At 69.3% G+C, this 14,152-nt stretch carries 12 protein-coding genes; 3 read left to right on the top strand and 9 right to left on the bottom strand.

Features of this window, described 5'->3' with window-relative positions; translation table 11 throughout:
* Positions 1-73: 73 nt before the first annotated feature.
* The 3 genes from ndk to folC form a co-directional block, all read right to left on the bottom strand.
* On the bottom strand, positions 74-484 hold the full coding sequence (ndk, locus tag AC061S_RS20675) for a nucleoside-diphosphate kinase (RefSeq protein ID WP_214950910.1): 411 nt from the start codon (positions 482-484) through the stop codon (positions 74-76).
* Positions 485-579: 95 nt separating this feature from the next.
* Positions 580-939 carry a DUF4233 domain-containing protein gene (locus AC061S_RS20680; protein ID WP_478687432.1) on the bottom strand — a complete coding sequence of 120 codons (360 nt, stop codon included), beginning with the start codon at positions 937-939 and terminating at the stop codon, positions 580-582.
* 3 nt (positions 940-942) lie between these two features.
* Positions 943-2,457, bottom strand: a complete 1,515-nt coding sequence (folC, locus tag AC061S_RS20685) for a bifunctional tetrahydrofolate synthase/dihydrofolate synthase (protein WP_478687433.1) — start codon at positions 2,455-2,457, stop codon at positions 943-945.
* Positions 2,458-2,575: 118 nt separating this feature from the next.
* Here folC and AC061S_RS20690 point away from each other — a divergent pair, with 118 nt between their 5' ends.
* Positions 2,576-3,625 carry a rod shape-determining protein gene (locus tag AC061S_RS20690; protein ID WP_478687434.1) on the top strand — a complete coding sequence of 350 codons (1,050 nt, stop codon included), beginning with the start codon at positions 2,576-2,578 and terminating at the stop codon, positions 3,623-3,625.
* A 14-nt stretch (positions 3,626-3,639) separates the two neighbouring features.
* On the opposite strand, the gene AC061S_RS20695 is transcribed toward AC061S_RS20690, so the two are convergent.
* The gene (locus AC061S_RS20695; protein WP_478687435.1) at positions 3,640-4,791 is read right to left on the bottom strand and encodes a sensor histidine kinase; all 1,152 of its coding nucleotides are present in this window, start codon (positions 4,789-4,791) and stop codon (positions 3,640-3,642) included.
* A gap of 152 nt (positions 4,792-4,943) precedes the next feature.
* Between AC061S_RS20695 and AC061S_RS20700 the strand changes: the two genes are divergently transcribed.
* Positions 4,944-5,543 (top strand): vitamin K epoxide reductase family protein, encoded by a 600-nt coding sequence (locus AC061S_RS20700; protein ID WP_478687436.1) that lies wholly within the window; start codon positions 4,944-4,946, stop codon positions 5,541-5,543.
* A gap of 90 nt (positions 5,544-5,633) precedes the next feature.
* Here AC061S_RS20700 and AC061S_RS20705 read toward each other — a convergent pair whose 3' ends face one another.
* Positions 5,634-8,255 carry a valine--tRNA ligase gene (locus tag AC061S_RS20705; protein ID WP_478687437.1) on the bottom strand — a complete coding sequence of 874 codons (2,622 nt, stop codon included), beginning with the start codon at positions 8,253-8,255 and terminating at the stop codon, positions 5,634-5,636.
* Between the two features lie 127 nt (positions 8,256-8,382).
* On the opposite strand from AC061S_RS20705, the gene AC061S_RS20710 reads away from it, so the two are divergent.
* Positions 8,383-9,354 carry a hypothetical protein gene (locus AC061S_RS20710; protein WP_478687438.1) on the top strand — a complete coding sequence of 324 codons (972 nt, stop codon included), beginning with the start codon at positions 8,383-8,385 and terminating at the stop codon, positions 9,352-9,354.
* A 92-nt stretch (positions 9,355-9,446) separates the two neighbouring features.
* Here AC061S_RS20710 and clpX read toward each other — a convergent pair whose 3' ends face one another.
* The 4 genes from clpX to tig form a co-directional block, all read right to left on the bottom strand.
* Positions 9,447-10,733, bottom strand: coding sequence for an ATP-dependent Clp protease ATP-binding subunit ClpX (gene clpX, locus AC061S_RS20715; RefSeq protein WP_327252747.1), 1,287 nt, complete (start codon positions 10,731-10,733; stop codon positions 9,447-9,449).
* 153 nt (positions 10,734-10,886) lie between these two features.
* Positions 10,887-11,537 (bottom strand): ATP-dependent Clp protease proteolytic subunit, encoded by a 651-nt coding sequence (locus AC061S_RS20720; protein ID WP_327252748.1) that lies wholly within the window; start codon positions 11,535-11,537, stop codon positions 10,887-10,889.
* Positions 11,538-11,644: 107 nt separating this feature from the next.
* Positions 11,645-12,262, bottom strand: a complete 618-nt coding sequence (locus AC061S_RS20725; protein ID WP_243334854.1) for an ATP-dependent Clp protease proteolytic subunit — start codon at positions 12,260-12,262, stop codon at positions 11,645-11,647.
* Positions 12,263-12,570: 308 nt separating this feature from the next.
* The gene (gene tig / locus AC061S_RS20730; RefSeq protein WP_478687439.1) at positions 12,571-13,965 is read right to left on the bottom strand and encodes a trigger factor; all 1,395 of its coding nucleotides are present in this window, start codon (positions 13,963-13,965) and stop codon (positions 12,571-12,573) included.
* Positions 13,966-14,152: the final 187 nt, after the last annotated feature.

The following is a 14,152-nucleotide window of genomic DNA, read 5'->3' on the forward strand; positions in this document are numbered from 1 at the left end:
AGGCGACCGAAATTACTTCGGTCGCCCCAGGTCATGAGCGCTATTCGGCTGATGTTGCGTCAGAAAAGAGTGATCACAGCGCCGGGAAGAACAGCTTCAGCTCCCGCTCCGCGGACTCCTCGGAGTCCGAGGCGTGGATCAGGTTCTCCCGGGTGACGGTACCGAAGTCGCCCCGGATGGAGCCGGGCGCGGCGGCAATCGGGTCAGTGGGTCCGGCCAACTGGCGGACACCCTCGATCACGCGCTCCCCTTCGACGACCAGGGCCACGACCGGGCCGCTCGCCATGAAGCCCATGAGGGGCTCGTAGAAGACCTTGCCCTTGTGCTCGCCGTAGTGCGCTTCCAGGGTCTCCTGGTCCAGCGTGCGCAGCTCCAGCGCGGGAATGGTCCAGCCGGCCTTCCGCTCGATGCGGCCGACGATCTCGCCGATCAGGCCGCGACGGACGGCGTCGGGCTTGAGGAGGACGAGGGTGCGCTGGGTCATGTGGGTAACTCCTTGCGGCATACGGGTGCGGTCCGACGAGGCTACAGGGGCCCGGGCCCCCGCCGTACGGGGCCTTCCCGGGCCGCGCTGCGGCTCTACGCCTCGGTGGGAGCGGTGGCCTGGGCCTCCGCCTGGGCGGCCCAGCGGGCCTTGATCTCGTCGATGCGGCGGCCGTAGTGGATCGAGCACCACCACAGGCCCGCGAACACCACGCCCAGGATGAACATCATCGGGACGACGAAGCCGCTGAGCACGAGCCCGATCTGCAGGGCCCAGCCGATCTGGACGGCCCCGGGGCGCGAGAGCATCCCGCACAGCAGGACCGACACCAGCATCGCGATCCCGCAGACCGTCCAGACCGTGGCCTGGCTCAGGTCCCCCTTCATCGCGACCAGCCCGGCGAAGCCGATCACGAAGAACTCGGCGATCAGCGTCGAAGCACACAGCGTGCGCATCCCTCAGCCCCTCTTCAGCAGCAGGCGGGCCTCGCCCACCGTGATCACGGACCCGGTCACCAGGACCCCGGCCCCTCCGTATTCCGCCTCTTCCTCCGCGAGCGTGATCGCCGCCTCCAGGGCGTCGTCCAGCCGCGGCTCCACCTGCACCCGGTCGGCGCCGAAGACCTCGACCGCGATGGCCGCGAGATCGTCGGCGGACATCGCCCGGTGGCTGGTGTTCTCCGTGATCACGACCTCCGCGAAGATCGGCTCGAAGGCCTCGAAGACCCCGCGCGCGTCCTTGCCCTCGCTCGCGCCCACGACCCCGACCAGCCGGCTGAACCCGAAGGCCTCGGTCACCGCCTCCGCCGTGACCTGCGCCCCGGCCGGGTTGTGCGCCGCGTCCAGGACCACCGTCGGGCTGCGCCGCACGACCTCCATGCGGCCGGGCGAGGTCACCGAGGCGAAGGCCTTCCGCACCGTCTCCACGTCCAGGGCCCGCGCGTGGTCGGCGCCGATCCCGAAGAAGGCCTCGACCGCCGCCAGCGCCACCGCCGCGTTCTGCGCCATGTGGGCGCCGTACAGCGGCAGGAAGATCCCGTCGTACTCGCCGCCCAGCCCGCGCAGCGTGAGCTGCTGCCCGCCGACCGCGACCTCGCGGGTGACGACGCCGAACTCCATGCCCGCGCGGGCCACGGTCGCGTCGACCTCCACGGCCTTCTTGAGCAGGACCTGCGCCGCGTCCACCGGCTGCTGCGCCAGGATCACGGTGGCGCCCTGCTTGATGATGCCGCCCTTCTCCTGGGCGATCTCGCCGGTGGTGGAGCCGAGCCGGTCCGTGTGGTCCAGGCTGATCGGGGTGACCACGGCGACCGCGCCGTCGATCACGTTGGTGGCGTCCCAGGTTCCGCCCATGCCCACCTCGATCACGGCCGCGTCCACGGGCGCGTCCGCGAAGGCCGCGTAGGCCATGCCGGTGAGCACCTCGAAGAACGACAGACGGAACTCCTCGGCGGCGTCCACCATCTCCACGTACGGCTTGATGTCGTGGTACGTCTCGATGAACCGCTCGGCGGTGATCGGCGCCCCGTCCAGGCTGATCCGCTCGGTCACCGAGGACACGTGCGGGCTGGTGTACCGGCCGGTGCGCAGCTCGAAGGCGTTCAGCAGCGCCTCGATCATGCGGGCGGTACTCGTCTTGCCGTTGGTGCCGGTGACGTGGATGGACGGGTACGCGCGCTGCGGATCGCCCAGGACGTCCATCAGCGCGGCGATCCGAGTGACGGACGGCTCCAGCTTGGTCTCGCCCCAGCGGCCCGCCAGCTCCTGCTCCACCTCCCGCAGCGCCTCGGCCACCTCGGGGTCGGCGGGCTCTTCGGGCACCGGGTCGCCCTGGGGCGGACCGGCCTGCGTGCGCAGGGTGCGGCTGCCCGCCTCGATCACCGCCAGGTCGGGGTCGCGGTCGGACTCTTCCGCCACGATCTGGTCGAAGGCGTCGAAGCTGTCATCGTGGCTCTCGGGCTGCTGCTCACTCACAGGACCCAGTCTACGGACGAGGGCCGGGAGGACTTTCGGCCCGGTCGCATCGGGACCTTCGGCGGCCGGTGCGGCCGGATCGTTATGCAAGCCTTGCGGACAGGAGATAGGGGAATAAATGCCGCAGGCCAGCACGAACAAGACAGCTTCCAGCCGCGACATAGGGATCGACCTGGGAACCGCCAACACCCTCGTCTACGCACGGGGGCACGGCATCGTCCTCAATGAGCCGTCCGTGGTGGCCGTCAGGGCGGGCACCACCACCGCGCTGGCCGTCGGTACCGAGGCCAAGGAGACCATCGGCCGCACTCCCGGCTCCATCACCGCGATCCGCCCCCTCAAGGACGGCGTGATCTGCGACTACGAGGCCGCCGAGGAGATGATCCGGCACTTCGTCCGCAAGGCCGTCCCCGGCCGCCGGGTCCGCACCCGCATGGTGATCTGCGTACCGTCCGGGGTCACCCAGGTGGAGCGGCGGGCCATCATCCACGCCTCCACCCGGGCCGGCGCCAAGACCGTGCACCTGATCGAGGAACCGATGGCCGCGGCGATCGGCGCCGGGCTTCCGGTGTCCGAACCGCGCGGCTCGATGGTCGTCGACATCGGCGGCGGCACCTCCGAGGTCGCCGTCATCTCGCTGGGCGGCATCGTCACCTCGCAGTCGCTGCGGGTCGCCGGCGACCGGATGGACGCGGCGATCACCGACCACGTCCGCAAGGAGCACTCCCTGCTCATCGGCGATCGCACCGCCGAGGACGTCAAGATCGCCATCGGCTCGGCGTGGCCGGTGCCGGACCGGCCGGAGCTGGAGACCGCCACCTTCACGGTGCGGGGCCGCGAGAAGGTAGGCGGCATGCCGCAGACGCTCCGCCTCGACGCACGCGACGTACGGGCCGCCCTCGACGAGCCGGTCGAGGCGATCATCGCAGCGGTCCGCACCACCCTGGAGGAGTGCCCGCCCGAGCTGTCCGGCGACGTCATGGAGCACGGCATCGTTCTGACCGGCGGCGGCGCGCTGCTGCCCGGCCTGGACTTGCGGATGGCCTCCTCGACGGGGATCCCGGTCTTCGTCGCGGACGACCCGCTGGACTGCGTGGCGCTGGGCTCGGGCCGCTGCGTGGAGGACATGGACGCGCTCAGCAGTCTGCTGGCGCCCGCGCGGGCTTAGGGCCCCCGGCGGGCTCAGCCCTTGGGGAGGGTCGCGAGGACCTCGTACGCGTCCTCCGTGCGCATCGCCGTCAGGGTGCCGCCCAGGCTGCGCACGCGCTCACCCATGCTCGCCGTGCCCGAGCCCGCCGAGACGGGGGCCCTGGTCGGCTTGCGCTGCGCCAGCCCGTTGCGGACGGCGATCCGCAGCTGCTGCCCGTCGGCCGCTATGGACACCTCGATGGTCTCGCCGCGCGCGTGCTTGGCGGCGTTGGTCAGGCATTCCTGCACCACCCGGTAGACCGCCGCCTGGCGCAGCGGCGAGAGCCCGTGGACGGCCGGATCCAGGGCGAGGCGTACGGGCGAACCCGCGCGCCCGCTCTCCTCCGCGAGCGCCGCCAGCCCTTCCACGCCCGGGGTCGCCGCCCGCTCCCCGCGCTGCACGATGATCTCGTTGAGCACCAGGTGGGCCCGGCGGGCGGTGTCGGCGAGCTCCTCGAAGTCCTTCGCGTACGCCGTCTCGCGCGAGCGCATCGACAGCACCTCGGAGCGGACCGTCAGCAGGGTCAGCTCGCGCCCGACGAAGTCGTGGACGTCGCGGGCGACGGAGGTCCGCTCCTGCTGGACGGCCTGCAGAACGGCGGACTCGGCGCGCCGGGTGTCGAGCTCGCGCACGAGGTCGTGGCGGTAGGCGGCGATGCCCACGGCCGAGGCGAGGACCCCGATGGGCACGACGAGGCTGAGGAAGGAGCTGAGGGTCTCGGCCCGATTCAGCGGCCAGCCCGGCCAGCAGCAGAACAGGCACACCGCGAAGGCGAGGTAGCCGAGGGTGGCGAGGACGCCGGCCCGGCGCCCGCGGAAACGGCCCACCGAGTACAGCGCGAACTGGATCAGGGTCAGCTCGTGCAGCCAGCCGAGGAAGAGCAGCGCGGCGAGGTACGAGACCCAGGGCAGCCGGCGCCGCACCAGCAGGGTGGAGCAGCCGAGCGCCAGGACGACCGCCGCGGCGGGCCCGCTCAGGGAGTTGTCGGCGGCCGCCAGACCCGGCAGGTCGAGCGCCATCAGGCCCAGGCAGCTGAGAGCCGCGAGCAGGTCCATCGCGCGCGGCGAACCGGCCCATCCCTGCGCGAGCCGGCGGCCGAAGGCCAGGAGCCGGTGGGGCGCCGAGAGGGCGGGCATGACGTGCATGCCCTCCATCATCCGTGCTCGGCACCCTCGGATCCGGGCCGCCCGGACCTGAGAACACGTGATTTAGGGCACTTCGGACAGGCCGGAGGTCCTTGCGCCCGGAGGCCTTCCGCTCTACCCGGGGCCGCTCGGAGGCTCGTAGCGTCGGGAGAATGACCACCCAACGGGGAACGACCGCCCAAGGGGCAACGACCGCCGATCGGGGAACGACCACCCCTCGGGGCACCGCCCTGCTCCTGCTGATCGGCGGCCTCATCGGCACCCTGGCCTCCGGCGTCCTCACCTACGACCGCATCCGCACCCTGGAGGACCCGCTCTTCACCCCGGGCTGCAACGTCAACGCGGTACTGAGCTGCGGCGACGTGATGACCACCTGGCAGGGCAACCTGCTCGGCTTCCCCAACATGCTGCTCGGCCTCGCCGGCTTCGCGGCCCTCGCCGGGCTGGGCACGGCCCTGGTCGCCGGGGCACTGCTCCCCCGGTGGCTGTGGCGCGGCCTGTGGGCCGGGATCGCGGCCGGGTTCGCCTTCACGGTGTGGCTGATCAGCCAGTGCCTGTACGTGATCGGGGCGCTGTGCCCGTGGTGCATGGTCGTCTGGGCGGTGATGATCCCGCTGTTCTGGTACGTCACCCGCCACCTGGCCCCGGCCGGCTCCCGGCTTCGGGCGATCCCGCACTGGCTGGTGCCGCTGGCCGCGTACGGCGTGGTCGCGGTGCTCATCCTGACGAAGTTCGGCACCCGGCTGCTGTGACGCCGGGCCCCCGCCGGGGAACAGATACCGCGAAGGCCCCCACGTCGACCGACGGCGTTGGGGGCCTTCGCTTGCGTCCTACGGGCGCCGTCAGGCTTCGGGGAGCGCCTGGAGCTGGGCCTGGAGGCGGGTGATGTCCGCCTCGGCCTTGGACAGACGGCCCTTGATCTTGTCCACGACGTTGTCGGGGGCCTTGGCGATGAACGCCTCGTTCCCGAGCTTCGCCTCGGCCTGCTGCTTCTCCTTCTCGGCGGCGGCCAGGTCCTTGCTCAGCCGCTTGCGCTCCGCCGGGATGTCGATGGTGCCCGACAGGTCGAGCGCGACGGTGGCGCCGGCGACCGGCAGGGTCGCGGTGGCGCTGAAGGCGTCGCCCTCCGGCTGGAGGCGCAGCACCTGGCGGATGGCGGCCTCGTGGGCGGCCAGCGTGGTGGCGGACAGGTCCAGGCGGGCCGGGACCTTCTGCTTGTCGTCGAGGTCCTGCTCCGTGCGGAACCGGCGGACCTCGCGGATCAGGCTCTGGACGCCCTCGATCTCGGCCTCGGCGGCCGCGTCGCGGAAGCCACTGTCCTTCGGCCAGTCCGCGATCACCAGGGACTCGCCGCCGGTCAGCGTGGTCCACAGGGTCTCGGTGACGAAGGGGACCACCGGGTGCAGCAGGCGCAGCATGACGTCGAGGACCTCGCCGAGGACCCGGGCGGAGGCCTTGGCCGGCTCGCCGCCCGCGAAGAAGGTCGTCTTCGACAGCTCGACGTACCAGTCGAAGACCTCGCCCCACGCGAAGTGGTAGAGCGCCTCGCTGAGCTTCGAGAACTGGTAGTCCTCGTAGAAGGCGTCCGCCTGCGCGACCGTCTCGTTCAGCCGGGACAGGATCCAGCGGTCGGTCGCCGACATCTCCTCGACCGACGGCAGGTCGCCCTCGATCGTGGCCCCGTTCATCATCGCGAAGCGGGTGGCGTTCCAGATCTTGTTGGCGAACTTGCTGGAGGCCTGGACCCAGTCCTCGCCGATCGGGACGTCGACACCCGGGTTGGCGCCACGCGCCAGGGTGAAGCGGACCGCGTCGGAGCCGTACTTGTCCATCCAGTCCAGCGGGTTGACCGCGTTGCCGAAGGACTTCGACATCTTCTTGCCGCGCTCGTCGCGAACCATGCCGTGCAGGGCGATGGTGTGGAACGGCGGGGTGCCGTCCATCGCGTACAGGCCGAACATCATCATCCGGGCGACCCAGAAGAAGAGGATGTCGTAGCCGGTGACCAGGACGGCGTTCGGGTAGAACTTCGCCAGGCTGTCGGTCTGCTGCGGCCAGCCGAGCGTGGAGAACGGCCACAGGCCGGAGGAGAACCAGGTGTCCAGGACGTCCGTGTCCTGGGTCCATCCCTCGCCGGTCGGCGGCTGCTCGTCGGGGCCGACGCAGACGATCTCGCCGTTCGGGCCGTACCAGACGGGGATGCGGTGGCCCCACCACAGCTGGCGCGAGATGCACCAGTCGTGGAGGTTGTCGACCCAGTCGAAGTAGCGCTTCTCCATCTCCTGCGGGTGGATCTTGACCTGGCCGTCGCGGACCGCGTCACCGGCTGCCTTGGCGAGCGGTCCGACCTTGACCCACCACTGGAGCGACAGGCGGGGCTCGATGGTGGTCTTGCAGCGCGAGCAGTGGCCGACGGAGTGCGTGTACGGACGCTTCTCGGCGACGATCCGGCCCTCGGCGCGCAGCGCGGCGACGATGGTGGAACGCGCCTCCAGCCGGTCCAGGCCCAGGAAGGGGCCGTGGACGGTGATGACCGCGTGCTCGTCCATGACGGCGAGGTTGGGCAGGCCGTGGCGCTGACCGATCTCGAAGTCGTTCGGGTCGTGCGCCGGGGTCACCTTGACGGCGCCGGTGCCGAACTCGGGGTCGACGTGCTCGTCGGCGACGACCGGGATGCGGCGGCCGGTGAGCGGCAGCTCGATCTCGGTGCCGACGAGGTGCTTGTAGCGCTCGTCCTCGGGGTGGACGGCGACGGCCGTGTCACCCAGCATCGTCTCGGCGCGGGTGGTGGCGACGACGATGGAGGCGTCGCCCTCGCCGTAGCGGATGGAGACGAGCTCGCCCTCGTCGTCCTGGTACTCGACCTCGATGTCGGAGATCGCGGTGAGGCAGCGGGGGCACCAGTTGATGATGCGCTCGGCCCGGTAGATCAGCTCGTCGTCGTAGAGCTTCTTGAAGATGGTCTGGACGGCCTCGGACAGGCCCTCGTCCATGGTGAACCGCTCGCGCGTCCAGTCGACGCCGTCGCCGAGGCGGCGCATCTGGCCGGAGATCTGGCCGCCGGACTCGCCCTTCCACTGCCAGACGCGCTCGACGAAGGCCTCGCGGCCCAGGTCGTGGCGGGACTTGCCCTCCTTGGCGAGCTCGCGCTCGACGACGTTCTGGGTGGCGATGCCCGCGTGGTCCATGCCGGGCTGCCACAGGGTCTCGTAGCCCTGCATGCGCTTGCGGCGGGTGATGGCGTCGATCAGGGTGTGCTCGAAGGCGTGCCCCAGGTGGAGGCTTCCGGTGACGTTCGGCGGCGGGATGACGATGGCGAAGGGAGGCTTGTCGCTCTTCTCGTCCGCCTCGAAGTACCCACGCTCTACCCAGCGCTCGTAGAGCTTCCCCTCTACATCGGCCGGCGCGTACGAAGTCGGCAGTTCGGAGTAGGGGCTGCTGGGTGTCTGCGTGTTCTCGGTCACGAGCCACAGTTTAGAGCGGTAACAGTCCAGTCATGAAACCGGCTTTCCCAGGACCCGGCGCCCTGAGCGCCTCCGGCTTCCGCCAGGATGTGTGGGACGCATAAACAACCTCATGGGGGGACGCGGGATGAGCTACAACCAGCCGGGGCCGTACGGGGGCCAGCAGCCGCAGCAGCCGGGGCCTTACGGGCAGCAGCCGCAGCAGCCCGGCCCGTACGGGCAGCAGCCCGGACCTTACGGCCAGCAGCCCGGCGCGCAGCCCGGCTACGGGTACCCGCAGCAGGCCCCCCAGGGAGTTCCGCAGCAGGGTTACCCGCAGCAGCAGCCCGGCTTCCCCCAGCAGCAGGCCCCGTACGGCGGCTACCAGCAGCAGCCTCCGTACGGCGGCGGGATGCCCCCGCAGCCGAAGAAGTCGAAGGCCGGCGTGATCATCGCGGTGGTCCTGGCGGTGGCCGTGATCGGCGGCGGCGCGTACTGGTTCCTGGGCTCGGGCGGCGGCAGCGGTGACGTCTCGGCTTCCACCAAGGGCTACAAGATCGTCCCGCCGGCGACGGTGAACGACTTCAAGAAGGGCGATGCGCCCGGCAAGAGCACGCTGGACAACGAGGAGAAGAAGCGGACCGAGGGGATCGGGATCAAGAACCCGACCAAGGTCAGCCAGGACTACGAGATCTCCGACCCGGCCAAGCCGCTGGAGACCAAGACCCTCAGCTTCACCGGGTACTACGGCGAGATCGCGGACCCCGCGAAGACCCTCGACGCCTCGTTCGCGATGTTCAAGGCCTCCAGCATGGACGAGAAGAACAAGGACTCCGACGTCCAGTTCCTCGGGTCCCCGGAGACCTTCAAGCCGGCCGGGTTCAGCGGGGCGCTGATGAAGTGCCAGGAGATGAAGATCGTCTCTAAGAAGCCCTCCACCAACCCGCTGGAGCCCAAGGAAATCACCTTCCCGGTGTGCATCTGGACCGACTACAGCACCATGGGCCTGGCGATGACCATCGACATCAGCAAGGTCATGACCGGCGGCAAGGGCTACACCCTGGCCCAGACCGCCGAGCTGAACACGAAGCTCTACAACACCGCGCGCGTCAAGAACTAGCCGCCCGCGCCCACCACATGAGGAAGGGCGCCCCCGCTCCGGGGGCGCCCTTCCTCATGTGCGCATGTGCTGCCGAATGCTTACGCCAGCGCCTACGCCGACTTCTCGTGCGGGCCCTGGTCCTTCGGGACGATCCGCGGGACCAGCGTCGGGTTGACGTTGGAGCGGACCACGTCCGAGGTGATGACCACGCGGGCCACGTCCTTGCGGGACGGGACCTCGTACATCACCGACATCAGGACCTCTTCCATGATGGCGCGCAGGCCGCGCGCGCCGGTCTGGCGGAGGATCGCCTGGTCCGCGATGGCTTCGAGGGCCTCGCGCTCGAAGTCCAGCTCGACGCCGTCGAGTTCGAACAGCCGCTGGTACTGCTTCACCAGGGCGTTGCGCGGCTCGATGAGGATCTGGAGCAGGGCCTCGCGGTCCAGGTTGTGCACGGAGGTGATGACGGGCAGACGGCCGATGAACTCGGGGATCATCCCGAACTTCACCAGGTCCTCCGGCATGACCTCCTGGAACTGGTTGCTCGCCTCGATCTCGCGCTTCGAGCGGATGGTCGCCCCGAAGCCGATGCCCTTGGCGCCGGCGCGGGATTCGATGATCCGCTCCAGGCCGGAGAAGGCACCGCCCACGATGAACAGCACGTTCGTCGTGTCGATCTGGATGAACTCCTGGTGCGGGTGCTTGCGGCCGCCCTGCGGCGGCACGGAAGCGGTGGTGCCTTCCAGGATCTTCAGGAGGGCCTGCTGCACGCCCTCACCGCTCACGTCGCGCGTGATCGACGGGTTCTCGCTCTTGCGGGCGACCTTGTCGATCTCGTCGATGTAGATGATCCCGGTTTCGGCCTTCTTGACGTCGTAGTCGGCCGCCTGGATCAGCTTGAGCAGGATGTTCTCGACGTCCTCGCCGACGTACCCGGCCTCCGTCAGCGCCGTCGCGTCCGCGATGGCGAACGGGACGTTGAGCATGCGGGCGAGCGTCTGGGCCAGCAGCGTCTTGCCCGAGCCCGTGGGGCCGAGCAGGAGGATGTTGGACTTCGCGAGCTCGATCGCGTCGTCCTTGCCCTGCGCGCCGCCGTTCTCGCCGGCCTGAACGCGCTTGTAGTGGTTGTACACAGCGACGGAGAGCGCCTTCTTAGCCGGCTCCTGGCCGACGACGTAGCTCTCCAGGAACTCGTAGATCTCACGGGGCTTGGGAAGTTCTTCCCAGCGGACCTCGGAGGTCTCCGCGAGTTCCTCTTCGATGATCTCGTTGCAGAGGTCGATGCACTCGTCGCAGATGTACACACCGGGTCCCGCGATGAGCTTCTTCACCTGCTTCTGGCTCTTTCCGCAGAACGAGCACTTGAGCAGGTCGCCGCCGTCACCGATGCGTGCCACGAGGTGCTTCCCCTTCGCCTGGGAGACGCCTGGTTCAGCGCTCCTGGTGCCTCATATCCGACGGTACCTTGCCGGGGGCCCCGTGCGGGGCCCCCTTGACGTGGTTCACATCGCGTAATCCCGCGACGTGCCCACGCCAACTGGCGGCAAGGTTCAGTTCGAAGTCTTGCGGGTCGCGACGACCTGGTCGATCAGGCCGTACGCCAGCGCGTCCTGAGCCGTCAGGATCTTGTCGCGCTCGATGTCGTCGCGGATCTTCTCGATCGGCGTCGAGGAGTGCGTGGCCAGCATGTTCTCCAGCTGGTCCCGCATGCGCAGGATCTCGTTGGCCGCGATCTCCAGGTCGGAGAGTTGCTCACGGCCGGTGCCGCCCGAGGGCTGGTGGATCAGCACGCGGGCGTTCGGCAGCGCCATGCGCTTGCCGGGCGCGCCGGCGGCGAGCAGGACCGCGGCGGCGGAGGCCGCCTGGCCCATGCAGACCGTCGAGATGTCCGGCTTCACGAACTGCATCGTGTCGTAGATCGCCGTCAGCGCGGTGAAGGAGCCGCCGGGGCTGTTGATGTACAGGTAGATGTCGCGGTCCGGGTCCATCGACTCCAGGCACAGGAGCTGCGCCATGACGTCGTTGGCGGAGGCGTCGTCGATCTGCACGCCGAGGAAGATGATGCGCTCCTCGAAGAGCTTCGCGTACGGGTCGTACTCGCGCACGCCCTGCGAGGTGCGCTCGACGAAGCGCGGGATGACGTAGCGGTTGTCCACCGGCGCGCCGGTGTAGAGGCCGCTCGCGGGAGAGAGGTTGTTCATGTGCATCTGGGTGTTCACCGTCCTGGTGGCGTTCTGCGGGCTGAGGCTTGCCTGGTGCGGGCGTGCGTGCGAGCTCCCCTGCGGGATCCCGTACGCCGGGGCCGGGATCAGGCCCCGGTGCCGCCGCCGCCCGGGACCAGCGACGCGGCGGAGATGATCTCGTCGATGAGGCCGTATGCCTTGGCCTCTTCCGCCGTGTACCAGCGGTCGCGGTCGCCGTCGCGGATGATCGTCTCCACGGTCTGGCCGGAGTGGTGCGCGGTGATCTCAGCCATGCGCTGCTTCGTGCGCAGCAGGTACTGGGCCTGGATCTTGATGTCCGAGGCGGTGCCGCCGATGCCGGCGGAGCCCTGGTGCATCAGGATGTCGGTGTTCGGGAGCGCGAAGCGCTTGCCCGCGGTACCGCCGGTGAGCAGGAACTGGCCCATGGAGGCCGCCATTCCCATGCCGATGGTGACGACGTCGTTCGGGATGTACTGCATGGTGTCGTAGACCGCCATGCCGGCCGTCACCGAGCCACCGGGGCTGTTGATGTACAGGTAGATGTCCTTCTCCGGCTCGGCGGCCAGGAGCAGGAGCTGCGCAGTGATCTTGTTGGCGATGTCGTCGTCGACCTGCTGGCCGAGGAAGATGATGCGCTCGCCGAGCAGCCGGTTGTAGACATGGTCGCCGAGGCCGCCACCGATGGACGGCTCACCCGCGGCGTAAGGCTTCAGATTCGTCACGTATCCACCTGCTCGTCTCCGACGGCCATGTGCCGTCTCAGCGTCTCGTTCTGGGGCGCGGACCTGCCGTGCGGACGATGTCCGCCGGCGTCGGGTACTCCCGTGCCCTCGTATTCATGGACCCTAACGCGCAGCTACGACAACGCCATCCCGCTTCCCGAACTGTTCGCTCGGAGCGCAAGGTCAGAGACCCCTCACAGAGGGTCTCCGGGAGGCCTTCCGCGGGAAGGCCGAAGGGCCCGGACGCGATGGCGTACGGGCCCTCCGGGCCGTGCTCTGGTGCTGCTCAGCGGGGGTGACCCCAGGTGTTACTTGGCCTCGTCGGCCGCGATCTCGCCGTCGGCCTCGACCATGTGCTCGACGGTCTCGGCGGCCGTCTCGACCTCGTCCTCGTCGTCGGAGAGGTCGACGACCTCACCGTTGGTGTCGGTGACCTTGGCGGCCTCGACGACGGCCGCGAGGGCCTTGCCGCGGGCGACCTCGCCGACGAGCATCGGAACCTGGCCACCCTCGACGACGGCCTGGGCGAACTGGTCGGGGGACATGCCGGAGGAGGCGGCGCGACGCATGAGGTGCTCGGTGAGCTCCTCCTGGTTCACGTTCAGCTTCTCCTTGTTGACCAGCTCGTCGAGGACGAACTGGGTCTTGATGCCCTTGATCGCCTGCTCGGCGGTCTCGGCGTCGAACTCCTCGACCGTCTTGCCCTGGATCTCCAGGTACTTCTCGATGGTGAGGCCCATCTGGCCGAGCTGGTGGTGCTCGAGGTTGTGCTTGCGGGTCTGGACCTCGTCCGCGAGGAGCTTCTCGGGGATCGGGACCTCGACGAGCTCCAGCAGCTTCTCCAGGACGCGCTCCTGGGCCTGCGTGGCCTGGTCGTACTGCTTCATGTTCTCGAGGCGCTTGCGGCTGTCGGCCTTCAGCTCCTCGAGGGTGTCGAACTCGCTGGCCATGCCGGCGAACTCGTCGTCCAGCTCCGGCAGCTCACGGGCGGAGACCTTGGTGACCTTGACGGTGACCTCGGCGTCCTTGCCCTCGGCGGAGCCGCCCTTCAGCTGGGAGGTGAAGGTGGCCTCGCCACCGGCCTCCAGGCCCTTGACGGCCTCGTCGATGCCTTCGAGAAGCTCACCCGAGCCGATGGTGTAGGAGACGTCCTGGGCGACACCGTCCTCCAGCACCTCGCCGTCGACCTTGGCCTCGAGGTCGATGGTGACGACGTCGCCGTCCTCCGCCGCGCGCTCGACGTCCTTGGTGGACGCGAAACGGCCGCGCAGCTGCTCGACCGACTTCTCGACGTCCTCGTCCGAGACCTCGACGGCGTCCACGGTGACCTCGATGCCGGAGTAGTCCGGGATCTCGATCGCGGGACGGATGTCGACCTCGGCGGTGAAGGCCAGCAGTTCGCCGTCCTTCAGCTCCGTGATGTCGACGTCGGGCTGGCCCAGCGGGTTCAGGTCGGCCTCGTTCACGGCCTCGGTGTAGAACTTCGGGAGGGCGTCGTTGACGGCCTCCTCCAGCACCGCACCGCGGCCGAAGCGCTGGTCGATGACGCGGGCCGGGATCTTGCCCTTGCGGAAGCCCTTCACCGTGACCTGCTGGTTGATCTTCTTGTAGGCCGCGTCGAGGCTGTCCTTGAGCTCCTCGAAGGGCACCTCAACAGTGAGCCGAACCCGAGTCGGGTTCAGGGTCTCCACGGCGCTCTTCACGGTTCGGTCTCCTTGTGGCTGACTGCTGGGGGTCTCTGCTCATCGCCGCGGTCTAGCGGTTCTCAGCGGATCGGGCCCGGTACATCAGACACACGGGCACGCAGCTTGCATAGTAGCCGCAAGCGGCAATCAGCCCACAACGCGATCATCGACGCGGTCTCCGTGAGGGCCCGCGCGCTACTCCTGC

The sequence above is a fragment of the Streptomyces sp. CA189 genome, from assembly GCF_056428985.1.

Bases quoted from the DNA above. Each gene is read 5' to 3' on its own strand.
- AC061S_RS20700 (WP_478687436.1), top strand. From the start codon at position 4,944: ATGACCACCCAACGGGGAACGACCGCCCAAGGGGCAACGACCGCCGAT.
- AC061S_RS20720 (WP_327252748.1), bottom strand. From the start codon at position 11,537: ATGAACAACCTCTCTCCCGCGAGCGGCCTCTACACCGGCGCGCCGGTG.
- AC061S_RS20690 (WP_478687434.1), top strand. From the start codon at position 2,576: ATGCCGCAGGCCAGCACGAACAAGACAGCTTCCAGCCGCGACATAGGG.
- ndk (WP_214950910.1), bottom strand. From the start codon at position 484: ATGACCCAGCGCACCCTCGTCCTCCTCAAGCCCGACGCCGTCCGTCGC.
- AC061S_RS20680 (WP_478687432.1), bottom strand. From the start codon at position 939: ATGCGCACGCTGTGTGCTTCGACGCTGATCGCCGAGTTCTTCGTGATC.
- AC061S_RS20710 (WP_478687438.1), top strand. From the start codon at position 8,383: ATGAGCTACAACCAGCCGGGGCCGTACGGGGGCCAGCAGCCGCAGCAG.
- AC061S_RS20695 (WP_478687435.1), bottom strand. From the start codon at position 4,791: ATGCACGTCATGCCCGCCCTCTCGGCGCCCCACCGGCTCCTGGCCTTC.